Origin of the sequence: Clostridium tarantellae (genome assembly GCF_009295725.1) — a bacterium.
Lineage (GTDB): Bacteria > Bacillota > Clostridia > Clostridiales > Clostridiaceae > Sarcina > Sarcina tarantellae.
In genome coordinates this window covers 1-25,476 of sequence record NZ_WHJC01000019.1, presented here as the reverse complement: position 1 = coordinate 25,476, position 25,476 = coordinate 1, and the positions used below count along the sequence as shown (strand labels likewise).

At 26.9% G+C, this 25,476-nt stretch carries 22 protein-coding genes and 1 riboswitch; of the genes, 4 read left to right on the top strand and 18 right to left on the bottom strand.

What is annotated here, in order from left to right:
- Window positions 1-240 precede the first annotated feature (240 nt).
- Window positions 241-1,581: a sulfatase family protein gene (locus GBZ86_RS03095; RefSeq protein WP_327443815.1), complete on the bottom strand. Its 1,341-nt coding sequence runs from the start codon at window positions 1,579-1,581 to the stop codon at window positions 241-243.
- A 184-nt stretch (window positions 1,582-1,765) separates the two neighbouring features.
- A riboswitch (TPP riboswitch) is annotated at window positions 1,766-1,869 on the top strand.
- Between the two features lie 107 nt (window positions 1,870-1,976).
- On the opposite strand from GBZ86_RS03095, the gene thiT reads away from it, so the two are divergent.
- The gene (thiT, locus tag GBZ86_RS03090) at window positions 1,977-2,666 is read left to right on the top strand and encodes an energy-coupled thiamine transporter ThiT (RefSeq protein ID WP_152887636.1); all 690 of its coding nucleotides are present in this window, start codon (window positions 1,977-1,979) and stop codon (window positions 2,664-2,666) included.
- A gap of 173 nt (window positions 2,667-2,839) precedes the next feature.
- On the opposite strand, the gene GBZ86_RS03085 is transcribed toward thiT, so the two are convergent.
- From GBZ86_RS03085 to GBZ86_RS03075, 3 genes are read right to left on the bottom strand one after another with little or no spacing between them, the layout of a single operon-like run.
- The gene (locus tag GBZ86_RS03085) at window positions 2,840-3,817 is read right to left on the bottom strand and encodes a hypothetical protein (protein ID WP_152887634.1); all 978 of its coding nucleotides are present in this window, start codon (window positions 3,815-3,817) and stop codon (window positions 2,840-2,842) included.
- Window positions 3,818-3,828: 11 nt separating this feature from the next.
- Window positions 3,829-4,542: an OmpA/MotB family protein gene (locus GBZ86_RS03080; RefSeq protein ID WP_152887632.1), complete on the bottom strand. Its 714-nt coding sequence runs from the start codon at window positions 4,540-4,542 to the stop codon at window positions 3,829-3,831.
- Complete coding sequence (locus tag GBZ86_RS03075; RefSeq protein ID WP_152887630.1) at window positions 4,532-5,989, bottom strand: hypothetical protein; 1,458 nt, start codon at window positions 5,987-5,989, stop codon at window positions 4,532-4,534. Before GBZ86_RS03075 ends, GBZ86_RS03080 begins: the two co-directional genes overlap by 11 nt.
- Before the next feature lie 276 nt (window positions 5,990-6,265).
- Here GBZ86_RS03075 and GBZ86_RS03070 point away from each other — a divergent pair, with 276 nt between their 5' ends.
- From GBZ86_RS03070 to GBZ86_RS03060, 3 genes are read left to right on the top strand one after another with little or no spacing between them, the layout of a single operon-like run.
- Window positions 6,266-7,012 carry a DeoR/GlpR family DNA-binding transcription regulator gene (locus GBZ86_RS03070; protein ID WP_152887628.1) on the top strand — a complete coding sequence of 249 codons (747 nt, stop codon included), beginning with the start codon at window positions 6,266-6,268 and terminating at the stop codon, window positions 7,010-7,012.
- Window positions 7,012-7,932: a 1-phosphofructokinase gene (gene pfkB, locus GBZ86_RS03065; RefSeq protein WP_152887626.1), complete on the top strand. Its 921-nt coding sequence runs from the start codon at window positions 7,012-7,014 to the stop codon at window positions 7,930-7,932. Before GBZ86_RS03070 ends, pfkB begins: the two co-directional genes overlap by 1 nt.
- Window positions 7,933-7,935: 3 nt before the next feature.
- Window positions 7,936-9,828, top strand: coding sequence for a PTS fructose transporter subunit IIABC (locus tag GBZ86_RS03060; RefSeq protein ID WP_152887624.1), 1,893 nt, complete (start codon window positions 7,936-7,938; stop codon window positions 9,826-9,828).
- A 118-nt stretch (window positions 9,829-9,946) separates the two neighbouring features.
- Here the strand turns inward: GBZ86_RS03060 and GBZ86_RS03055 are convergent, their stop codons facing one another.
- The 14 genes from GBZ86_RS03055 to GBZ86_RS02990 all read right to left on the bottom strand — a co-directional run bounded on the left by GBZ86_RS03055 (window position 9,947) and on the right by GBZ86_RS02990 (window position 25,326).
- A complete protein-coding gene (locus GBZ86_RS03055; RefSeq protein WP_152887622.1) occupies window positions 9,947-10,534 on the bottom strand; it encodes a CDP-alcohol phosphatidyltransferase family protein in 588 nt (195 codons plus the stop codon).
- Window positions 10,535-10,583: 49 nt separating this feature from the next.
- Window positions 10,584-11,264, bottom strand: a complete 681-nt coding sequence (locus GBZ86_RS03050) for a TVP38/TMEM64 family protein (protein ID WP_422678906.1) — start codon at window positions 11,262-11,264, stop codon at window positions 10,584-10,586.
- 42 nt (window positions 11,265-11,306) lie between these two features.
- Complete coding sequence (locus GBZ86_RS03045; protein WP_152887621.1) at window positions 11,307-12,245, bottom strand: sulfurtransferase; 939 nt, start codon at window positions 12,243-12,245, stop codon at window positions 11,307-11,309.
- Window positions 12,246-12,616: 371 nt separating this feature from the next.
- Window positions 12,617-13,507: a carbohydrate ABC transporter permease gene (locus GBZ86_RS03040; protein ID WP_327443807.1), complete on the bottom strand. Its 891-nt coding sequence runs from the start codon at window positions 13,505-13,507 to the stop codon at window positions 12,617-12,619.
- Window positions 13,491-14,426 (bottom strand): carbohydrate ABC transporter permease, encoded by a 936-nt coding sequence (locus GBZ86_RS03035; protein WP_152887619.1) that lies wholly within the window; start codon window positions 14,424-14,426, stop codon window positions 13,491-13,493. Before GBZ86_RS03035 ends, GBZ86_RS03040 begins: the two co-directional genes overlap by 17 nt.
- Window positions 14,427-14,484: 58 nt before the next feature.
- A complete protein-coding gene (locus GBZ86_RS03030) occupies window positions 14,485-15,855 on the bottom strand; it encodes a carbohydrate ABC transporter substrate-binding protein (protein WP_152887617.1) in 1,371 nt (456 codons plus the stop codon).
- A gap of 153 nt (window positions 15,856-16,008) precedes the next feature.
- Window positions 16,009-17,607, bottom strand: a complete 1,599-nt coding sequence (locus GBZ86_RS03025; RefSeq protein WP_152887615.1) for a response regulator transcription factor — start codon at window positions 17,605-17,607, stop codon at window positions 16,009-16,011.
- Window positions 17,608-17,621: 14 nt separating this feature from the next.
- Window positions 17,622-19,373 carry a cache domain-containing sensor histidine kinase gene (locus tag GBZ86_RS03020; protein WP_152887613.1) on the bottom strand — a complete coding sequence of 584 codons (1,752 nt, stop codon included), beginning with the start codon at window positions 19,371-19,373 and terminating at the stop codon, window positions 17,622-17,624.
- A gap of 230 nt (window positions 19,374-19,603) precedes the next feature.
- Window positions 19,604-21,805, bottom strand: a complete 2,202-nt coding sequence (gene gnpA / locus GBZ86_RS03015) for a 1,3-beta-galactosyl-N-acetylhexosamine phosphorylase (RefSeq protein ID WP_152887611.1) — start codon at window positions 21,803-21,805, stop codon at window positions 19,604-19,606.
- Between the two features lie 200 nt (window positions 21,806-22,005).
- Window positions 22,006-22,254 (bottom strand): CPF_0552 family protein, encoded by a 249-nt coding sequence (locus GBZ86_RS03010; RefSeq protein WP_152887609.1) that lies wholly within the window; start codon window positions 22,252-22,254, stop codon window positions 22,006-22,008.
- A 194-nt stretch (window positions 22,255-22,448) separates the two neighbouring features.
- Window positions 22,449-22,970, bottom strand: a complete 522-nt coding sequence (lacB, locus tag GBZ86_RS03005) for a galactose-6-phosphate isomerase subunit LacB (RefSeq protein WP_152887607.1) — start codon at window positions 22,968-22,970, stop codon at window positions 22,449-22,451.
- A gap of 58 nt (window positions 22,971-23,028) precedes the next feature.
- Window positions 23,029-23,457, bottom strand: a complete 429-nt coding sequence (gene lacA, locus GBZ86_RS03000; protein ID WP_152887605.1) for a galactose-6-phosphate isomerase subunit LacA — start codon at window positions 23,455-23,457, stop codon at window positions 23,029-23,031.
- 28 nt (window positions 23,458-23,485) lie between these two features.
- Entirely contained in the window at window positions 23,486-24,901 is a 1,416-nt protein-coding gene (locus GBZ86_RS02995; protein ID WP_152887603.1) for a PTS galactitol transporter subunit IIC, read from the bottom strand.
- Window positions 24,902-25,023: 122 nt separating this feature from the next.
- Window positions 25,024-25,326: a PTS sugar transporter subunit IIB gene (locus GBZ86_RS02990; RefSeq protein ID WP_152887601.1), complete on the bottom strand. Its 303-nt coding sequence runs from the start codon at window positions 25,324-25,326 to the stop codon at window positions 25,024-25,026.
- Window positions 25,327-25,476 lie beyond the last annotated feature (150 nt).

Here is a 25,476-nt window from a genome sequence, read left to right as displayed (position 1 = left end):
ATATTTTCCTCCTATAGTTTGGTTTGTGGTAATTCTTAAATTATAGCAGAAAATATGTTGGATTTTTTATTTTTTCAAAATAACTAGCACAAGACGTTAAATTAATAAAACTTTAATGAAAAAACAACTTATAAATAGCAAGAATTTTCAAAATATGCATTGTTAATATTCTTATAGCAAACTATAATTAAAACATTTAATTTAAGCAATTTGTATTAAGTCTTGCTAATTAGCTTTTATTTAAATAATTTTCACTTCACCTTCATTGGCTTTTTTCATCCACCATTTAATTCTTTCTTTTAATTCTTCTTTTACCTTTTTATATTTACAGTCATTTATTAAATTATTTTGTTCTAAAGGGTCTTTTTCTAAATCAAATAAATATCTCTCTGTATACACATCACTTCCTGAATGTATCCAAGGATTTTTATCTTCTGCATGAATACAATAGGTATACTTATTACTTCTAATAGCTCTCCCCACAAAACTTTCACTAATTTGCATAAATATTTCATCTTTCCAGTTCATATCTTCATTAAAAACTTCTTGTAAATCATCCCCTTGCATGCTGTTTGGTATTTCACACCCTGCTATATTTAAAATAGTTTTTGGTAAGTCTATTAAACTAACCATTTTATTTATTCTTTTTCCTCCATTAAAGTTCATACCTTTTATTATCATAGGTATATGGGATGCACTATCAAAGCAAGTTCTTTTATAATCATCTAACCCTAATCCCTTTAAATCTCTATTTCTAGTTTTAAAATGACATCCATGGTCGCTAGTATAAATTATTAAAGTATTATCATATAAATCTTTTTCTTTTAATTTATTTATAATTCTTCCTACATTTTCATCTAATGAATTACAACAACCTAAGTAATCTGAATATTCTTTTTCCCAATCTCCTACTCCCTCTTTAAGATCTAAAGGTGTTTTAAAATTTTTAAATTTTTCTTTACTACCTTGAGGACCTTGATAACAATTCATATTATTTTGATGATGTGGTTCTATATGAGATAAAAATAAAAAAAATGGTTCTTCTTCACTTTGTTCTTCTATATAATTAATAGCAAAATCTGTTATACAATCTACTCTATAACCATGAAACATAATCTTATTTCCATCCTTATCAAAAACATATCCACCATATCCATTAGAAGTAAACTCTAATACATCAGATGCCATCCAGTAATCTATATATCCGCCTCTTCTATCTAAAGGTATAGACTTAATTTCATAATTATTTTCTTGTTCATCAGATGCTAAGTGCCATTTTCCTACATAACCAACCTTATACCCCTGTTCTTTTAAATAATGAGCCATTGTTTTTTCATATACTGGTAATGATATACCATTTTTAAAACAACCTATCTCAGTAGCAAATTTTCCTGTCTGAAGAGATGCTCTAGCTGGTCCACATACCGGTTGCATTGTAAAAGCATTCTCAAACAATACTCCCTCTTTTGCTAATTTATCTAAGTTAGGGCTTATATCTAACTCCTGACCATAACACCCTAAAGTATCATATCTTTGTTGATCTGAAAAAATAAAAACTATATTTGGTTTTTTATTACTCACAAATAACCCTCCAATTTTTTCCTATTAATGTATAATATTTTAATTTTATATTTACAAAATTCAACATAAGTAAAAAAAAACCTTTTTTAAATTTAGATAACACTAGTGAATCTATTATATTATTTTAGTAAAAAATAACTGTTATTGATTTTTTTCCTAATACGTTGTATTATTATATTGAAAATTTAAGTGCTAGGGGTGCTTTTAAAGCTGAGAGATGATTTATTTCATTAACCCTCAACACCTGATCTGGTTAATTCTAGCGTAGGGAAGCGATTTGAAGATTATGTATGAGAATATGTACTTATCAGACCGTTATTCCTTAATGGGAATTCGGTCTTTTTTATTTTCCTATAAGCACTTAAGAATAAATTATTGAAGGGAGAGATTTTATTATGATGTCTTTGCACGAAATCTTTAGAGATTTTATTCAAAGTTTATCTGATATTTTTTCTAATTTGCCTGAAAAAATATCAACACTTTTTAACAATCCAATTATACTTTTGACTTTGCTAGGATGTGTATTAATATTTTTATTATTAATGAAATCAAAAAGTATTAAATTTACACCTAAAATGTTAACTACTATTGGAATAGCTATTGCTTTAACAACAGTACTTAATATGCTTAAAATTTATAAATTTCCACAAGGTGGAGGAATCACCTTAGCAAGTATGATTCCATTACTTTTAATAGCTTATATGTATGGCCCTTTAGTAGGTATGCTATCTGGATTTATTTTTGGTATTTTATCTTTATTTTTAGACCCATACATTATGCATCCCGTACAAGTATTATTTGATTATCCATTACCTTATATGGCATTAGGTATAGCTGGTTTCTTTAAAAACAAAAAAATAATTGGTGCTATTGTAGCTATATTTTGTAGATTTATTTTTCATTTTTTATCAGGTGTTATTTTCTTTGGTAGCTTTGCACCAGAAGGTATGTCTCCTTGGATATACTCATTAAGTGTTAATGGTTCTTTAATTGGTTTAGATGGACTTATTTGTGTAATAATTCTAACTATAATTCCATTAAATAGATTAATTAAAACATCTAGAAATCAGGCTTATGCTAGTTAATATGAATATAAACCTTATAAAAATTTAAGATTTTAATATTATTAAGGGATATAACAACTATTAGGTTTCAACTGCATAATAATTGTTATATCCTTTTGTCTAAATAAAGTTTATAAAATATACTTATTTACACTTTCAATTTCACATAATTTATATTAACAATGGTATATTATCTAAACTTTAAGTAATTCCTGTGTATTTTTATTTAAAGTAATTTCACTATATTCATCTACTAATGAAACAATTACCTTTCTCTTTTCCTTATACTTTTCTAAATTGGAATAAAATTTTATTAATTCTCCTATATCACTAATTTTTATTTCATATTTTTTTAATGATATTTTATTTTGTACACACTTGGTACATAATATATCTAATGAATTTATATCCCTATATCTTTTATAAAAATCATACATTATAGGAATTAGTTTTTCCGTAAAATAAAAATAATTATTATTTAAAATTCTATTTACTATTTCATCTATGTTTTCATCTTTTTTAATATTATAAGCTTTTATAATTCTATTAATATAATTTAATGTGTATTTCCTTCCATAACTTTCTATTAATAATTCTATTGATGTATTAGTTGATTTTGAGGATGTGGAATTAATCATACGTAATACTTTAGGTGAATCTTTAGTATAGATCCCCTTTCTGTACATTTTACTTAAATATGAAATTACATCTTTAGTTATAACAGGAGTATTTATTATTAATTCTTCAAATCTTAAACATTCTCTAACATCTATTTTATTAATACCATTATTTTGGAATACTTTTAAATAATTTTGGAAATTAAATATTTTATAACTTTCTCCTCTTTTTTCTTTATCCATTAAATCATCTAAAACCTCTTCCCTTTTATACCTAACTATTCCCTTTGAACTGTAAACAGTATTTTCCTCTAATTCTTCTTTTTCAAATATATCTATATCTTGTAATAAAATTTTAGCTAACTTAATATATCCTTCTTCTTTTCTTATAAAAAGACTCATTAATCTTCTAAAAGTATATCCATATCCCCTCATATTTAAATAATTTAATAATCTTCTTTGAAAAATAGCACTTTTAATATATTCATCAAAATTAAAATCTTCACTATTTATTAATTGATTAAATTGAACTAAATAATTTTCCTTAACTCTCATAGTACTCACCACTATTTATTACTTATAGCTTTTTGCTTTGATCTTTCTTTAACAGCGTCTTCTAAATCTTTATTGCTAAATACTAATTTAACTTCTATTTTTCTATCATCTACAAATTTATTTTTATCATATTCTTCTGTTCCACGATTTCTTTCTTCCACAGTTTTATTAGTTTCAAACTCTGACATTCCAGCTGCTTTAAATTTATGCCCAAATTTGCTTTCTATTTCACTATCCATTGGTAAAATTTTATTTAAAAAACTTACTGCTCTGTTAGTGGATAAATTTCTATTATTAAAGGTTGTTCCTAAATAATCTGTATGTCCTACAATTTCTATATATTGAATTTCATTATAAATCTCCTTATCAGTTAACAAAACATTAAATATATTACTAAAAATATTAGCCGTATTTACTCCATCTTCTTTAAGCTCTGAAGACCCTGTATCAAAAAATGTTTCTGTTTTTATATCAATTTTCCCTTCATCTCTATTAAATTTAATAATATTTTTATCTACATTATTCTTATCTAAAGTAACTTGTATTTTATCATACAATGTTTCTCTTTTTGCAGATATATCATCTACAAATAAAGTTAAAAACCCCATGGATAAAATCATTATAAAGAAAAAGGTTAAAGAAACAGTAGTCATTACATCTACAAAGGATGGCCAATAAGATGGTTGTTCTTCCTTTAATTTATATTTTTTTCTTCTAACCTTCATACCTTATAACACCTTCCACTTCGCCATTGTTAAAGGTAGTAACAGCTACTAACTCATTAGTAGCTTTAACAAGTTCTCCTACTATAATTATACTCCCTGCTAATTCCTCTGTAGAATTTCTTATGGATTGCAACACATCTTCAAGATCTTCTGTAAAATCTTTAGATAAAGTATTTAACTCCCCTTGAACAACTCCTGCAAAACCTTTTGCTATGGATACTTCCATGGTTTTTAATGATTCTTTAAAGCTTTCAAACCCTTCTGAAAAATTCTCATATCCCTTATTAACTAAGCTAATTTGATTTAAGAATTCTTTAGTTTGAACTTCATTCATCCATCTAACCTCTTCAAGACTAGCTTCAAAAGCTCTATAACATTCTCTTAAACTCTCAGCTTCTTCAGATATAGCAATTCCCATACCTTCCATAGTTTCTTTATTACTATCTATGCTATTTGATAAAACACTAAAATTATCTTGTAAATTTTCAACTTTACTTATAAATTCTCCAAAACTTTCGGTAAATTTATTATTTAGCTCTCCTGATATTACTTCAAAATTTTCTATAGAAACATTAAACTTATCTACTGGAATTTCAAATTTAGTTATGGTAGTATCTAAACTTCCAACTAATTTTTCAAATTCTACTGTATACCCTTGAAGAGCTTCAGCAGATTTAGTTAAATCAATAGAATTTGAATTTATTTTATTCACCAATTCCTCTACTCCATTTTTAAACAATTCAGACATTTCTACTGTTAATGTTAGCATGGTTTCTTTTACTGTTACATTAAATTCTTCAAATATTTTATTAAAAGTATTTGCATGGTCTGCATATATTTTATTGTCTAAATAATCTTCTAATAAGTCTTCAAAATTACTTTTATCATTTTCTAATCTTACATTAAGAGAATTAAGTATAATAGAAGAAATTACTCCTGCTATACTTGTCCAAAAAGCACTTGCCATGCTAGAAATGGGATCTTGAAGAGCTAATGTAAAATTACTCATACTATCTATACTATTTAAAGCCATTTTTGTATCAAAAATAGCTAAAGTTAACCCTAAAAAAGTTCCTAAAAGACCTAAAGCAATAAAAAAAGAAGGTAAAATTTTAATCCAGCCTTGCCATTTTACTATGGAACTTTTTAAATGTTTTTGAATTATAACTTCTGTATTTATATTTTCCGTACCTTTTTTAGCACTTATTTCAAAATCTTTTATTATATTTTCAATTTCATCACTACCTGTATTCTTCTTTTCAAATTCTTCTTCTTTTTTATTTTTAGAAAACACTTTAAATTTTTTAAACAAATTTAAATAATATGTGCTAATCTTTAAATTTATAGCTATTCCTAAAATTAACAAACCTAAAATCAATGCTATAATTATCCATCCAATAGCATTTTGAGATGTTAAAGATTGAATTACTCTTATAAATATATTCACAAAATCCCTCCACTACATAACTTATATAACATTATATTGATATGTATAATAAAATATTACGCTATAAACTTATTAAAATTATTATCTATTAAGCCACTAAAGATTTTTAAATTCTGCTTATTAATAATTTTATAAAATTAACACATTATTCATTTCACTTATCATAATATCTTCAAAAACATCTTTGACGCTTTTTGAAAGAATTTAAATGATTATGGTTGATTTTTAATTATTTTAAGGTTATAATAAATTCATAAAACGTAAGGAGAGATTAAAATGCTTACTGAAATAAGACATGAACTGATTTTAGATTATTTAAACAAAAAAGGATTTGTAAAATTAGCAGAATTAATAACTTTGACAAATACTTCTGAATCTACTATACGTAGAGATTTAAGTTATTTAGAATCAAAACAAGCTTTAAAAAGGGTTCATGGTGGCGCAAAATTAATTGATAATTTAGGTAAAGAATTAAGCTATTTTGAAAAATCCTCCAAAAACATTCAAACAAAACATTTAATTGCAAAATATGCTTCTAATATGGTTACAGATAATGATTTTATATTTTTAGATGCAGGTACAACTACTTACGAAATGATATCTTTCTTAAAGGATAAAAAAATATTTGTAGTTACTAATGGATTAAAACATATTGATGCTTTAATTGATAATGATATCCCTTGCTACATGGTTGGTGGAAAAGTAAAACTTACTACTAAAGCTGTTATTGGCAGTGATGCTTTTAAATGTTTAAATAAATTTAAATTTGATAAATGTTTTTTAGGAACTAATGGTGTAGATAATAAATTTGGTTTTACAACGCCAGATCCTGAAGAAGCCATTATAAAAGAATGTGCTATTTCTAAATCTAAACAAGCTTATGTTCTAGCTGATTATAGTAAATTCAGCAAATCTTCTTTTATGAAATTTGCTGAGTTAGATGAATGTACCATAATAACTAATCATAAACCTTGTAAAAAAACTTATGATAAAATTACTGACATAAAGGTGGTGGACAATTAATGATTTATACATTAACACTAAATCCATCCATTGACTATATAGTACATGTGGATGATTTACAATTAGGTAAAGTTAACAGAACTACTGACGATACTAAGTTTCCAGGTGGAAAAGGTATAAATGTATCAAGAATTTTAAGCAATTTAGGTGTAAATAATATAGCTCTTGGTTTTTTAGGTGGTTTTACAGGTGAATTTATTGAGAATACTTTAAATAAATTAAATATAAAAACGGACTTTATAAAAGTTAATGGAGATACAAGAATAAACGTTAAGTTAAAATCTAATGAAGAAACTGAAATAAATGGAACTGGACCTTACATTAGTAAAGAAAATCTAAATGCTTTAATGAAGAAACTTAACTGTTTAAAAGAAAATGATATTCTAGTACTTGCCGGAAGTATTCAAAGTTCTCTTCCTAGTGACTTATATCTTCAAATTCAAAAAAGTGTAAAGAACAAAGGTGTAAAGGTAGTAGTTGATACCTCTGGTGATGCTTTAATAGAGGCTATAAAAAATAAGCCTTTCTTAATTAAGCCTAACAACCACGAAATTGAAGAAATCTTTAAAACTAAGATAAAATCTATGGATGAATTAATTAATTATGGAAGACTTCTTGTAGAAATGGGATCTGAAAATGTAATAATTTCTATGGCAGGTGATGGTGCTATCTTATTAAACAAAGAAGGAGTTTTCTTTGGAAATGCTCCAAAAGGGACAGTTCAAAATTCTGTTGGTGCTGGTGATTCTTTAGTTGGCGGATTTTTAGCTAAATACTATGAAACTAAAGATATACTTAAGGCATTTAAACATGGAATAGCTACTGGTAGTGCAAGTGCTTTTTCTATGGATTTATGCACAAAAGATGATGTTGAAAAATTGCTTGATGTCATACACATTGAGCCTTATAAGGAGGATTAGCAAATGAAAATTTCTGATTTATTAAGCAAAAAAACTATAAAGCTTAACTTAAAAGCAAATGATAAGCAACAAGTTATTGATGAATTGGTTGATGTACTATATGATGCTGGTAAATTAAACAATAAGGAAGTTTATAAGAAAGAAATATTAAAAAGAGAAAGTCAATCATCTACTGGTATTGGTGAAGGAATTGCTATTCCTCATGCTAAAACATCAGCAGTAAAAGAGGCTGCCCTTGCTTTAGGGATATTTAAAAATGGTGTGGATTATGATTCATTAGATGGTGCTCCTGTATATTTAGCATTTATGATTGCTGCTCCAGAAGGTGCTAATAATGAACACTTAGAAACTCTTTCTAAATTATCTGTTCTTTTAATGAATCCTAACTTTAAAGAAGGTTTATTTGAAGCTAAAACTCCAGAGGACGTTTTAAATCTTTTAGATAAATTTGAGGAAAAAGAAAAAGAAGATTTAGAAGAATTTAATGAAAAAGATACTACAAAAGAAAATGAAAAATATGTTATTGCAGTTACAGCTTGTCCAACTGGAATAGCTCATACATATATGGCTGCTGATTCCTTAAACAAAACTGGTAAGGAACTTGGTATTAAAATTAAAGTTGAAACTAATGGCTCAACGGGAGTAAAAAATGCTTTAACTAAAGAAGATATAGAAAAAGCTGATGGAATAATAGTTGCTGCTGATAAACAAGTAGAAATGGCTAGATTTAATGGCAAAAAGGTTATTATAGTTCCTGTTGTACAAGCAATGAAAAAACCACAAGAGCTTTTAGAAAAAGCTGCTAATGGAGATGCTCCTATTTACTCTAATTCAGGAGAATGTGGTTCTTCAACAGCAAAAACAGAAAGAACAGGATTTTATAAGCATTTAATGAGTGGAGTTTCTAATATGCTACCATTTGTTGTTGGTGGTGGTATATTAATAGCAATTTCATTTATGTTTGGTATACATTCTGCTGAAATTGGTGACCCAACTTTTAGTCCAATTGCTAAATTACTTAAAGATATAGGTGCTGGAAGTGCTTTTGCATTAATGATACCAGTACTTGCTGGATTCATTGGTTCAAGTATAGCTGATAGACCTGGTTTTGCACCTGCTATGGTTGGTGGTTTAATTGCTTTTAATAGTAATGCTGGTTTTTTAGGTGGTTTAATTGCTGGTTTCATTGGTGGTTATGTGGTATTATTCCTTAAGAAATTATTTAGTAAATTACCTAACTCTTTAGAAGGTATTAAGCCTGTTTTATTATATCCTCTATTTGGTATTTTAATTACTGGTGTTTTAATGTTTATAGTTGTTGTTGGACCTTGCGTAGCCTTTAATAACTGGTTACAAACTTGGTTATTAGGAATGGGAACAACTAACAAAGTTATAATGGGTATTGTTCTTGCTGGAATGATGGCTATTGATATGGGTGGTCCAATAAATAAAGCTGCCTTCACATTTGGTATAGCTATGATATCAGCTGGAAATTATAGTCCTCATGCAGCTATAATGGCTGGTGGTATGGTACCTCCTTTAGCTATAGCTATTGCAACTACTTTATTTAGAAATAAATTTACTAAAGAAGAAAAAGATGCTGGTATCATAAACTACTTTATGGGATTAACATTCATAACTGAAGGTGCTATTCCATTCGCAGCTGCTGATCCATTTAGAGTTATTCCTTCTTGTGTGATTGGTTCTGCAATTGCTGGTGCTTTAACTATGGTATTTAACATAGGTTTACCTGCTCCTCATGGTGGAATATTTGTATTTCCTATAGTTGAAGGGAACCCATGGTTATACTTAGCAGCCGTTGCTATTGGTTCATTAATATCTGGTGTATTAATAGGAGTATTAAAGAAACCTGTAGTTAAAGAAAGTGCTAACTAGTTTCATATGCATTTATATAGAAATTGACAAGTAGCTCTTAAAGTCTACTTGTCACTTTTTATAAAAAAACTACTATTAAAATTTAATGATAAATAAATTAATATTAGCAGTAGTATTTTTATTTTAATATTTTTTTTGCTTCTATTGCTCTTTGAAATATAGTTATACCTATTATTAAAGTAAATAAATTTATAAATAAATTTAGATATGTATTAGCAAAGATTATCATTAAAGATAAGAATATAAAACCTTCTGATCTTTCTGCTAGCCCTGCTTGATATCTAAAAGATTTTATTCCATTATTTTTAGCTAATGCTCCTACTGTTAAGAATATAGTCATTGATATTAAAATTGTCATAGTTAAAATTAATAAATTCAATCTACTTTCAGGAAATCTTACAGCAAGAACTAATATAATAGTTAGTTCTACTATTCTATCAAAAGTAATATCCATTAAAGTCCCTAAAGGACTTATTTTTTTACTTTCTCTTGCCATAGCTCCATCTACTGAATCTAAGTAACCTGATAACCATAAAGTTATAACTGCTATTATTGATTTATCTAAATAAATAAATAATCCAGCTAAAATGCCTACCATTAAAGCCAGTAATGTTACTTCATTTGGCTTTAATTTAATCTTTAAAAAACATTTTGCTCCAAAATTTATTAAAGGATTCACATACCTTCTTCCATATGTATCTAACATTCTCTTTTCACCTACTTGTTACTACTTATTTACTATTAAATATTTTTTATTAATTCGTTTCATTATTTACTTTATTATTTTTTTCATTCCAGATTTTTTTACCCACATAAATAGCTATACTTAAAGCAAATAATATAAGTAGTGCTGTCATCATTATCTTTGCTCCTCCTGTAAGCATACTACCTACATAAGAATAAACTATAGTTGCTGGCAACTGACCTATTCCTGTTGCTATAAAAAATGACCAAAAACTCATAGATGTAAGACCTGCTGCATAACTTACTATATCAAAAGGCACAAAAGGTAATAATCTAGCTATTAATATAGTATGTTTTCCATACTTATTAAAAAATGTATCAATATCTTTTAAAGCAAACTTACTTGTTAGCTTTTCCACCACATCTCTTCCTAAAAATTTAGCTATATAATAACAAAGAGTTGCTCCTGCCATAGCACTACTCCAAGATAGTATTGCACCTTTTATCCAACCAAAAATAGCAGCATTGCTTAATGTTATGATAAATGCCGGTATAGGTGCTAATACTGCTTGTAATATCATAAGTATAAATGATGTAACAGGCGCCCATATTCCAAAAGAAAGTATATACTCTTTAAGCATTTCTAAATTCATACTACTTAAATAAAATACCATTTCATTTACTTTTTTATTTACACTAGGCAAAAATAAATAAATTCCTATAATTATTAGTATTATTCCTATTTTAATAATCCATGATTTTTTTTTATTTATTATTCTCTCCCCCACTCACTTTTATTTTTCTATTAAATCACTATTAGTAGTTGCCCATTCATAGTAAGACGCATCATAATTTCTTACATTAGGATATCCTAACATCTTTAATATTTCTGTTAAATATGCCGAACGAATTCCTGCTGTACAATATATTACTATATTGTCATTCTTGTTTATTCCAGCATTTTCAAAAATCTTAATTAATTCTTCTTCTGATTTAACAGTGCCATCTTTGTTATAAACTTGATCAAATGGAAATGATATAGCTCCCTTTATATGCCCTCCAACAGCTTCTCCAAACTTAGTTGCACCACCATACTCTTTATTTGTTCTTGAATCTATTATTTTATACTCACTTAAATTTTTCTTTAACTCTTCAGTTGTAATAGTTTTTGATTCATCTATTTTATTTATATCCAATATCTTTGAATTTATAGTTGGAACATCTTTTGATATTTCTTTTCCTTGTGCTTGCCATAAATCAAATCCACCGTTTAGCATTTTTGTGTTTATACCAGCATTTTTTAATTGCCAAGCTAATCTTCCATCTTCACCCCATCCATTTTCTTTTTTAGCATATGTTACTACTATAGTATTTTCATCTATTCCTAGTTCACCTAATTTTCTGCTTAAATTTTCTTTATCTAAGGCTATACCCCATCCTATATCTCCAGCTTTTCCTTTAATATTAGCTAAATCCTGCCAAGGTACATTTATAGCTCCTGGAATATGTCCTTTGTCATAATCTTTTTTACTTCTACCATCTAATATAACAACATTATTATCTTTATTTTTTTCTAACCAATCAATACTAACTAAATAACCATTATCATTATACTCTTTAGAAGTAGCTGTGCTTCCTTCTTTATCTCCACCTTGCTTTTTAATACACCCTATTAATAAAGTTGTAAATATAGTTAAAGCTAAAATAAATAAAATACTTTTTTTTAACTTCATATAAAAAACTCCTCCTTACAAAAAATATATAAATTATTATTCCTTTAAGTTGGTTTATTATTCCTATAAAGTAACTTTATTATTTTATCATTTTGTATTTTTTATGTCTATCATATTTAATATGTTTTTTATTAACATTGAATATGTAAAAAGTTTTTATTATATATCTTATCTAATTTTAAAGCACATACTATACTTAAAATTATTTTAATATAAATTTGATTACACAATTACTAGTAACCTAATGCTATTTTATAAAATGAAAAAGTGATAAGAGTTGTGAAAGATTGCATAAATATTGCTTTTAATTAAATACAATACTTTAAGCAGTCTAAAATCAATCCTTACCACTTTATTAGAATAAAAAATATTTACCCTTTAACTCCACCTATATTTACACCTTCAGTTAGTTTTTTGTGTAATAAACTATATATAATCATAGTTGGAACCATTACTATAACAAGACCTGCAAATAATGCACCCCAGTCTGTTGCAAATCGCTGAATTTCCATTAGATTTTGTAGTCCTACTGGTAATGTTTTCTTTTTAGGATCCATAATAAATGTCATAGCCATTGCATACTCATTCCAATAACTCATAAAATTAAATATCATAACTGTTATTATTCCAGGTTTAGCTAATGGTACAACTACCTTAGTTAATATTTGTATATTAGTTGCTCCATCAATCATAGCAGCCTCTTCATAATCCTTAGCTATACCTTTCATAAACCCTGTTAATATATAAATGGAGAAAGGTAAGCTTAACACTGCATAAACTACAGCTAACGCTAATAAATTATTTAATAACTTAAAATCCTTTAATATTACAAATAAAGGTACTATTATATATATAGGCTGAATAAATAATCCTGCCATAAATATATTCTTTAAAAATCCACATCCCCAAAACTTATATCTTGCCAAGACATAGGATGCTGGAACACATAAACATAAGGATAATATTAAAGCTAATACTGTTACAAAAATAGAGTTAAGAAAATATGCTCCCATATTAGCTTTAGTAAATGCATTAATATAGTTTTCTATATGAAATGCTGCTGGCATAGACCATGGATTAGCATAGAATTCTTTAGTAGTCTTTAAGGAAGATAAAAAGGTCCAGGCTAACGGTGCTAAAACCAGTATTGTTCCAATTATTAATATAACTCTTAAAATAAAATCTGAAAAAGGTTTACTTTTCTTCTTAACATCTAATCCAACAGCCTTCTTTTTTTTGTATTGTTTATTTACTTCTAGCACTAGCTACCCCTCCTATCCTTTTTATTCTTTTATTTTCTCTTGCTTCTGTGTCACTAATTTTATTAACTATAATAGCCATTATTAATGCAAATATAAATACTGTTACTCCAATAGACATTGCATATCCATAATTTGAATTTGTAAAGGCTTGCTTATTCATATAAGTTAATAAAACTTCTGAAGCACCATCTGGACCTCCTTTAGTCATAACTGTTACAAATATAAAGCTTAAATTAAATGCTCCTGTTATAAAGAATGCAAAAGTTACCCTTACAACTTCCCATAATAATGGTAATGTAACCTCTTTAAATTTTTGCCATGATGTAGCTCCCTCTAAATAACACACCTCATATAACTCTGGTGATATTCCATCTAAACCAGCTATGTATATTACCATGTAGTATCCTACAGCCTGCCATACCATTGTTATTACTAATGCCCATAAAACATATTTTGAATCCCCAAGCCAAGCAATTCCTGCAAACTTATCTAAACCTATCATTTCAAAAAATGATTTAAGTATACCTATTGATGGATCAAATACATATGAAAATAATACCCCTATAACAACCATTGATAATATATTAGGGAAAAATAAGATAACTCTATAAAAATTCTTCTCCCTTAATTTACTTTGTGTTATAGCAACAGCTAAAAATAGTGAAATTAATATTGTTATAGCTGGAAATATTACTAATAAAAATAATGTATTTTTGAAAGCTTGTATAAAATATCTATCTCCAAGCATTGTTTTAAAATTATCAAAACCTATAAATACAGGTTCTCCACTTAATCCACTCCACTCATATAAAGACATAGTGAATCCTTTAAAAATTGGATATAACATGAATATTGCAAAAAGTACCACTGCTGGAATTACACACATAGCTAAAAATATTTTTCTTTTTTTACTATTCATATAGTCTCCCTCCCCCTTTTTATAATGAAGAAGGAGGTATACCCTCCTTCCCTTTTAACTACTTAACTACAGTTTCTCTTACCTTATCTGAGTCTTTTTCTAATTGCTTTGCCCAATCTTCAGCTTTTAATTCTTTATTTATAACTTTTCCTATTGGACTTAATACACTATCTCTCATATTAACTTCTGATTTTGCTGCTGCAAAATTAACTGTTAATGGAGTTGCACCTGCTTCCACAACCTTAAATGCATCATAACTTGAAGCATCTATAAACTCTTTAGCTGATTCAACAGCTCCTTGTGTTGGAACAACAGCGCCTGCAAACTCTGCATTCTTTTTAACCATTTCATCAGTGTAAAGGAATGCCATAAAGTCCTTAGCTAAATCTTTATTTTTAGCTTCTTTTGGTATATACATTTGCTCTATAGTTGTACATACATAAGGATCATTTCCTTCTTTGAATGATGGTGGTGCCATAAATCCAAACTCAAATCCTTCAGGAGTAGCATCCTTCATTTCACCTTCTAACCAACTACCACATGGTAAGAATAATGCTTTACCATCTAAAAATTCTTTTTGAGCTTGTGTATGATTCATACCTACTGTTCCGTTTAAAGCCATATCTTTATTAGCTATATCTTCAAATACTTTCAATGCTTTTAACACATCTGGATTTTCCCAAGCACCATCTTCATAGTTATATATATCATCTAATTTTTTTACACCTACAGCATCAGCTAACATAGGGAACATTAAAGCTTCATTATACCCTGGAGATTGTCCTTGATATGCAAATAATGCTATATCTTCTCCTTTAGCCTTTTCACCTAATGCAAAAAAATCATCCCAAGTTTTTGGTATTTCCCATCCCTTTTCTTTGAATAAAGCTTTGTTGTACCATAATCCTGTTACATTATAATATAATGGTGCAAGAAATACCTTATTATCTCCATATGGAGCTGTCAATGGCGTATCTAAAAATCCTGGTAATATTTTATCTTTTAACTTTTTACCAGCATTATCTGGATCTTCTCTATCAAATAAATCAGTTAAATCTTCTAAACCTTTATCTTTAATTAAAGCTGTTGCAATTCCTGATGGATCATTTGAACTTAAATAAATAAAGTCTGGCGCTTCGCCAGCACTTATTTTTGGTCTTATTAATTCTCCAATTTTTGGATTTGATTCAATATTTACTTTTACATCTGGATTTTTTGTTTCAAAAGCTTTCTTAGCTTCATCCCAGAATGCACTACCAAATCCACCTTCAAATACTGCAATATTTAATTCTTTTTTTGCAGTTGAATCATTATCCCCATTTTGTGGTTTATCATTTCCATCTGTTGAACCACCACAACCTACAAACAGTGAAGCACTTAATACAGTTGCACAAGCAATAGTTATAACTTTTAACCATCTTCTTTTCATAAAATTCTCCTCCAATCCCCTTATAAATCTAAAATAAGATCCATGTGTAAACATTTACCTTACAATAATATAATACTTTTATTTGGAAAATTTTTAAATATACTGATTTTACTTTGTGATGTACTTTTTTTACTGATTTATATAACCACTTTATTATTTTGCAATAATTTTCATTTCAAATTGCTTTTTAAATTTAGAAGGGCTTACTCCATAAAATTTTTTAAATACTCTATTGAAATAAAATTGATCCTGCATTCCTACATTACTAGCTACTTCTTTAACTAAAGAATTAGGCTTTTTTAAAAGTTCCCTTGCTTTTTCCATCTTTACTTCATTTATAAAATACATTAAATTTTTACCAGTTTCATTTTTAAATAGTCTACTTAAATAACTTTCATTCATATTTACTGCTTTTGATACCATCATTAAAGTTATTCTTTTATCTATATTTTTATTTATAAAATCTATTACTATGGAAATTTCTTTTTTTATTCCACCTTCTCTATTTAAAATATACATATTATTTATTATGTCTAGCACTTCATTACACATATACTTTAAATCATTTATATTGTCACAAGTACGTATTGAATTTTTTAATTTTAACAAATTTTCATTTTTCAAAAAATTACTTGAAAATTCATATTCTTCTATTAATTCTAATAAAAAATATATTATTTTAATTATGTTATCAGGGTATACATTTCTACCTTTACACTCATCTATAAACTTACACATAACATTAATATTTTCATATATATCCCCATTATCTAAATTTTCTTTTATATTATTAGTTAATTCTCTACGTATATTATTATTTATTTCTCCAAATCCATTAAATAAATCTTCTTCTATAATAAATGTTTTTTCACCATAAAATTTATATTTTACAATTTCTTGACACATAGAATATTTTTCTTTAAATTTATCAATCCCTTTAAAAGTGTTGCTAATAATAGCACTTACTGAAAAATTCATATATAAATTTATTGATTTTTGAATACTTTCTGTTAAAACTTTAGTTACTTCTTTACTTTCATTTATTATAATCACATATTTATGACTATTTATTTGTATTATTTCATGTTTTTTATTGAATACATTTTCTTGTATTATATTTAAAATAAAATTTGCCATTTTTATTTTATCTTTAATTTGATTTTCATATACTTTCTTATAATCATCAATTATAAAATACATTAAATTACTTTCTTCATTAAAAATCTCTATATTAAACTCTTTAATTTTTTTCTTTAAATATTCATCATTTAGTTCTTCTTGAAGATACTCTTTTAAAATAGATATTTTAGCTATATTTTTATTTTTTATATACTCTGACTTTAAAAGCTCACTTTTCTTTTCATCTTCATATCTATCTTTTAAGGATAATGCCACATGTTTCACAAGCTCAGATAATTCTGAAGATTTCAAAGTAACCTTTAATAAATAATCCATAGCACCTTTTTTCATAGCTTCTCTAACTAATTCATATTCTCCATGATTACTTAAAACTATTATTTTCCCCTTAAAACCTATATTATTTAAATATTCTATCAACTGTATTCCATTTACTTTAGCCATTTTTAAATCTGTTATAATTAAATCTGGCTGTTTATCTTCTAGCATATTTATAACTTCTTCACCATCTTGAGCTATTCCTACAATTTCAAAATTATGCTTTTGCCAATTTATAATACCTTGCATAGCTATTCTCACTATTTTTTCATCATCAGCAATTATTACCTTAAACATAACTATTCCCCCTATTAATCTTTAATTGGAATTATTATTTCAACCTTTGTTCCCACATTAAGTTGGCTTTCAATAACACATCCATACTCTTCTCCAAAGGTTAATTTAATTCTTTCATTAACATTATTCCACCCTATTCCTGATAATTTATTGCTTTTTTCCTCTTTATTACAACAAAATCCCTTTCCATTATCTTTTATTGATATTAATATATTATTATTTTTTCTTTTAACAAAAATATTTATAACTTGACCACTTTTATCCTCTTCAAATCCATGTAAAATTGAATTTTCTACTATAGGTTGTAAAATAAATTTAATTACCTTTTTATTTAATAATTCTTCTTCAACTTCATAATTTATGTTAAAAGAATCACCATACCTTAATTTTTGTATTACAATATAATTTTTTATATTTTCAATTTCACTTTTTATTGATACTAACTCATTTTTATCCACAATAGTATTTCTCAATAATTCCGCTAAAGAAGTTAATCCATCACCAACAACATAATCCTGATTCATTAAAGCTGTCCATTTTAATGAATTTAATGTATTAAATAAAAAGTGTGGATTTATTTGAGCTTGTAACATTCTTATTTCTAAATCTCTCTTTTCAACTTGTTGGGTTTTAGTTTCTTTTAATAGTGCACTAACTCTTTGTACCATAAAATTAAAATTACGACTTAATAATCCTATTTCATCCTTATATTCATCTTTAACTTCTGTATTTAACTCACCTTTAGATACTTTTTCTACACTATTTAATAAATTATATAAAGGTTCTTTTATACTAAAATATAAAAAATAAGATATAATTCCTACTAATATAGTAAATATTAATGCTATTATTACAATATCTTTCCTCATTAATTTTATCTCAGAATTTATATAGTTATGATTAGTTAACATAACTATGTACCAATCTAAATTTTTAAGTTTCTGATAATTAACTAAATATTTTTCTCCCTCTATTTTTATCTCAGCTTTACTATTGCTATAAGATTTTTCTTTTAAAAATTCTTTTAAGCTCTTATATTTAAATAAATTTTCATCAGTTATAAAATTCTCTTTAGAAATTATAACTTTATTATTATTATCTACTAATAAAATATCACTTTGCGACCCTATATTAGTTAAGTAAAATGATGATGCAAAAGCTTCCTTCTTTATTGCCATAAAAACATATCCTGCTATATTTCCATTGCTTTTTATAGGTCTTGCTAAACATACACAATCCTGACCATTTAAATTACTATAAAACCAAACCACTCCATTTTCAGCTTTTTTTGCATATTTTTTAATATCTTCTACTTTAAAATACTTAAATCCTTGCATATAAACTATTTTATAATCACTAGAAACCACTTCTACATCTACTAAATCTGGTAATAAAGATAATCTACTAGTAATAAAGTTATTCATATAATTAACAAACTTAGATTTTTCTAAATAATCCATAAATTTATAATTTATAGTACCTTTAACCACCTGTTCATCTACAGTAAATTCTGATAATGCTCTCTCATAAAATCTTTTGTTTTTTTCTATATCTTCACTCATTATATTTGCTATTTGAATAGAATAATTTTTAGCTTTAGTTTTTAAAGCTAACTTTGCTCTACTATAAGCTGCTATTCCCAAAAAAAATAAACTAATTATTATAGATAATGTAACAAATATAATTAATCTTTTTTTCAAGGATATACTTCTTAATTTTTGTGATTTATACTTTAATGTTTTATGTAACATATGATAATTTTTCATTAAATAACACCTCTGTAAAATTATATCATATTTATGTATAATATGTAAAAATATTACAGAGTGGTTTATTTTTTTATATTCTTAATTGCTTTGTATACCATACTTCTCAATTTAATAAAAATTTTCTACACAATTTTAAATCACTATAATTCTCCAAACAATAAAAACACCTATGAATTTTTATAATTCATAGGCATTTTCTTAGGGATTTAAAGAAAGAATTCTATATATTAATTAATATCTAGCCATTTAATTTCCATTGGAGCTAACGTTAAAGTTTTTACATTTTCTCCATTCATATAAACATCTGTTGTTCTCTCTTCTTCAGTATTATTTATAACAGCCATTTTATTAACTTCTAAGAAGGCTGCACATTCGGTATAAATATTAGTTACATACCAATTTTTCATATCTTCTTCTTTATTTACTGCCCAGTAGATTGCTCTTAATAATAACCTACAATTTTGAGGGCTATATGGAAAACCTGCAAAGTAAACACTTCTACCTTTTCCATAGGTATTTACTGCGAAGGTTGTATCTCCTCTAAATTTATTATTTAAACAAGCTTCATTACCAAAATCCTTTCTTATAACTTGATAATTATCTCCTGTTCCAAATACACCTTTCATTCCTTCACCAAAATCAATAGAAGCTTCTCCTATTTCCTCAGTTATGAAATGATATGGTTCTAATTCATTATATTTTCTAGTACTTAAACTAAATCCTACTTCCTTATCTACTCCTAAAACATCAGCTAATTGGAAGAATCTATTTTCATGATGTATAGCTGTTGGTTCTCCAACTCCTATAAATCCACCACCATTTGTAACCCATTCTCTAACTGTTGAAAGAATCTTTGGATTTTTCCAATACTCTCCACCACTCCAAGCAGTATAGGCATCTCCAGCATTTATAATTACTCCTAAATCCGTTGGAATACCATTTTCTAATATATCATCAAAACTTATAAATTCAACATCTACTGGCATACCACTTAAACACTCAATAATACCTATATATGAGTAAATTTCCTTATACCATAGTGCATGAGCAACTTGATTAGTTTGCCACGATCTTAATTTACCCCAACAATTTAATACACCCACTTTAAATGGAGCTGTATACGCCTTTGTTTCTTTTATAGTTTCATGAATATTTCTAAACTCATCACAAATATTCTCTACTTGTTTAACAAACTCTGGAAACTTAACAGCAAGTCCTAAATATCCACCATAACCTATTCTATCTAGTGGCTTTCTTAGTATAGCTCTTCTTGCTTGAAGCCAATTTTGTCTTGCTTCTCCTACAGGATCTCCAGTTTCATTGAATACATCTGGAAAGAAATATGGTAAAAATCTTCCTTCTGTATATTTAACTCCTGGAATATCTGCTATCATTCTCATAGTTGCTCCATTTCCTACTGAACCAACTACAGCATCTAATCCTATACTTGGAAAGTACTTTCCATAAGGCTCTGTACCTATCCAATTGTCCCCTAAAAACATCATTGCTTCTTTTCCATTTTGGTGACATATATCTACTAACTCTTTAGCTAAGCCTGCTACATATTTTGATTGAAAATCAACATAATCCTTAAACTCTTTACTAGGAACTCTAAAAGGTGAATTATAATACCCCTTATCTACAATATGTTCTGATCTTAACTTATAACCCTTTTCTTCTTCAAATTGTTTTAATGCTAAAGGACTTACAGATGAACTATATCCAAACCAATCAACAAACTTTTCTTTTGCTACTTCATTAAAACATAATGTAAAATGATAAAAGAAGGTTGTAAATCTAACTACATTAACTTCAGGATTTTCCTCCATCCATTTTTTTAAAGCCTCTTTAACATGTTTGTTAGTTTTAGGTTGTCTACAATCATATGGCATTTCATGTGATTTATCACCCCAATCATTAGTTATATGATTATACATTTGTGTTGGATCCCAAATCATATATACTAAAAAGTTAACTGTATATTCATGCCATGGCAAAATGTTTTTAACTTTCACTATTCCTTTTTCTTTATTAAAGCTCCAATTATCTGTAGAAATTATTTTTCCTGTAGTTCTATCTATAACTTCCCACCATTCTTTTTCATCGTGAACTGTATCTATTCTAAATTGCTTTCCATAATATCCTTTTAATATACTAATCTCTAATTCTTCACTTTTTGAAATAACAGGTTCTGACATCAAATAAAGCTGTTGTAATTCATCTTGATTTTCTCTAGCCCATTGTTGATCACTTCTTACCGTTAAATAAGTTGAATATAATTTTACTCCTAAATCCACTATATCCTGTGATAACTTAGTTCCATCACAATCTCTTAAAGCATCTGCTCCCCATGTATCTATAACTTTTTTTATTTCTTCCTTCATATTGCTATCTGTAGGTATAGTAACTCTACCTTTTAATTGTGCCATTCCTTTAATCCCCCTCTATCTATATGTATAAGCAAAACTACCTTTGCAACTTAATTCTTTCTTTAAATAAATATTATCACTTTAGCATTAACGTTTACATGTAATTTATTTACTACAACATTGAAAATTTTTAGTTTATTAATTATTTATAAAAAAATCTAGGAATCAAAGTTTTTATACTTTAATTCCTAGACCTCAATTTATAACTCTATTAATTCTACCTTAATACCTTCTAATTTCTTTAATTGCATTTCTAAATTTTTAATTTCATCTACTTCTTGTGAAATTAAATTTAATAAAATTAACCCTGAATTTGAACATGAATTAACAGTTGCTTCATGTAATCCTAATCTTGTGTGAATTATACAACCAAATTTAGTTAATATCTCCTGCACCTTTGGTGCATAGTCATTTCTTGGTGATATTTTGATTGCCATTATTGTAAACAAAATACTTTCTCTCCTTTTAATAAAAATTTATCTTTATGTAACTTAAGCTTAATTTTCCCCTTAATTTCTTTATTAGTTATATTTTTATCTAATAATATAAATTATACCTTTTTATTTTATATTGCTTTTATAAAATTTTCAAAGTCATTTTCTTGCATTTTATAAATTAAATGTAAAAATACTTCATACTATTATTATTCCTTTGAGTACCCTCCATTATTCCACTTTTCTATAAACTCATCAAAAAATTCCTCATTTCCTTGTTGTCCATCTTTTATTTCTGCTAAGGTATCAATTTCTTTAATTAATTTTCTATGTTCTTCTGTATCCTCAAATTTAGTTTCTAAAAAAGCATCTATTATATTTTCCATTAAACCTATACCAGTTATTCTTCCTCCTAAACCTATAACATTAGCATTTAAGCATTTTCTAGCATAAATTGCACTAGTAACATCTCGTACTAAAGCTGCTCTTATTCCATAAACTTTATTTGCTGAAGTGGTTACTCCTACTCCTGTTCCACAAATTACAACGGCTAAATCCGCTTCTCCACTTGCTACTTTTTCTCCAGCTTTTTTCCCATATATAGGATAATGAGTTCTTACTCTATCATATGTTCCATTATCTATAACTTCGTGTCCCTTTGATTTTAAATATTCTGATATATGCATTTTATAATCTGTTACTATGTGATCACAACCTAATGATATTTTCATATGCTTCTCCTCCTAAATAATCTATTTTATTTATAATTAAGTATTATGTTAATATGTATTAAAGCATTTTATTTAGCATATCTACTCTTATTTGATGTCTTCCACCAGCATACTCAGATTTTAAATATGCATCAACTATTCCCTTTGCTAATTTATTTCCTACTATACCTGCTCCTAACGCAATAATAGATGCATTATTATGATTTCTAGTCATTTTAGCTGAATGTTCATCTGAAACTGATGCACAAATTATTCCTTTAAATTTGTTAGCAACCATAAAAGAACCTACTCCATATTCATCTATTAATATAGCTCTATCGCCTTCCTTATCAAGTATACCTTTACAAATAGTTTTTGAAGACTCTATAAAGTTTAATGATTTTTCTGGTGTTTTATCTATAACATCATAACCTTCTTCTTTTAAGTATTTTTTTAAATATTCTTTTAAATCAAATCCATATTTATCTGATCCAATTAAAATTTTCATATTTTTTCCTCCTATCAAAATTCAAAAATTATTTTTCAATATTTTGTAATTCATATTCATTATTTCTTTTTTTCATTTGTTTAGCATACCAAACAAATAATGCTATATATATAGTTAATATAATTAATAAAACTAGTCCTCTAATAATAGTTGCTTCAGATCCAAATTGACCAACTAATATAGCTATAAATTTTTCTATAGGTCCTTCAAGAGTAGCATGAGTAATTAAAGTACCTTCTGGTAATCCTGCTGGAAATGCTCCAACAGCTGTTGCTGTCTCTGTAACAAATCCTGATATAGCTGTACCAGACCATAAAAATATTGGTAACATAAATACTCCTGTTATTATCATTCTTATTATTTTACCTCTTGAAACTACCAGTAATGCTGGTGTTAATCCTATAGCAATTATACCTCCAAGAGGTAAAATTTTATTTCCTGGAAGTACCATAGCCATAAATAGCATTATAGGTGCTAATATATTAGCTACTGCCCACATTTCTGCTCTTGATGCTAAGAAAGGCCAGTCAATTCCTATATTAAATTTTCTACCTTTTAATTTTTTACTCATAAAATTTGTAATTCCTTGTGATAAAGGTTCAACAGCTCCAATAAACCAAGTTCCTACAAAAGAGAACAGTTCTAAACACATACCACCAGTAAAAGCTAATATAAATATTGTTTTTACTGGTTGCATTCCTAATACTCCTACAAATGTACCTAAATAAACACCTATTGCAAACTTACTTCCCCAAAAACCTATTTTTTTATTTAAAGTTGCTGCATCAAAATCATATTTATCTAAGCCAGGTAAAAACTTATCAAAAAATTTATCAAATATCATTATTACTGGATTTAACATAAAATTTAGATGAGTTGTTGTTGTTGGATTTGTATCTTTCATATTTAACAAATGATTAAAGGTCGGTTTCATTAAATCTGCATTTATTATTTTTAATGCACCTATTAATAAAACTAATAAAGATGCTAATAGTAAATTATCATTAGAATAATACATTACTATTAGTCCAATTATAGATAAATGCCATATATTAAATATATCTACATCTAAAGTATTTGTCTTATTTATTACTAATAATATTATATTTAATATAACCACTATCATTAAAAAATATAGTGTATATGCGGAACCCCAAGTTATGGTAGCTAAAGGAGCCCACCCTACATCTGTTATTGATAACTGAATACCTGTAGATTTAACAAAAGATATTAAAGCTGGTGCAAATTGTCCTGTTAATATTCCAATTACAGCTCCCATACCTGTCAAAGCTATAGCTAACTTAATACCTCCTTCTAAGGCTTTTGAAATTTTCACCCCAAAACAAATAGCTAATATAGTTAATATTATTAGCATCATAGGAGGTGCGCCTAAATTTATTAAAGGTTTAAATATTTTATTGGCTAAATCAATAAAAAACTCCATTCTATTCCCTCCTTTAATAACTTTTAATCAAGTTATTACTTTTTTTCTTATGATTTTCTAGTTTATAAAATATATCATTTTTACATGTGAATAATATACTTTATAAACCAGAACTCTTTATATTATTTATTTAAAGTTTTAATCGCTTCTTCAACCTCATCAAAAACTGGTTCACTCATAGATGGTATTCTATATAATATTGGACCTGCTTCAATTATAGGTAAATCTATTTCAAATCCTAATTGAGGAGTTGAAATTGGAGTGAAAATATCATACTCTTTTACCATATCCTCTGTAATATCTTTTATAATTACCGCATCTACACTAACATCATATCCTCTATTACTCATTTCTTCTTCAATTGCAGTTTTAATTTGATGACTTGAATTTATTCCTGCTCCACAAGCTGCTAAAATTTTTATCATAATATCATCCTCCAATAAAATTTGTTAGTGTAAAGTTTCTACACTACTTTTCTTTTTAAAATCTTTATATATCAAGGTTTCGAAAGTTTTTTTGCATAAAAAAACAACGACCCCCTAATTTCATGTTAAAATTGAATCTCAAAACCACAA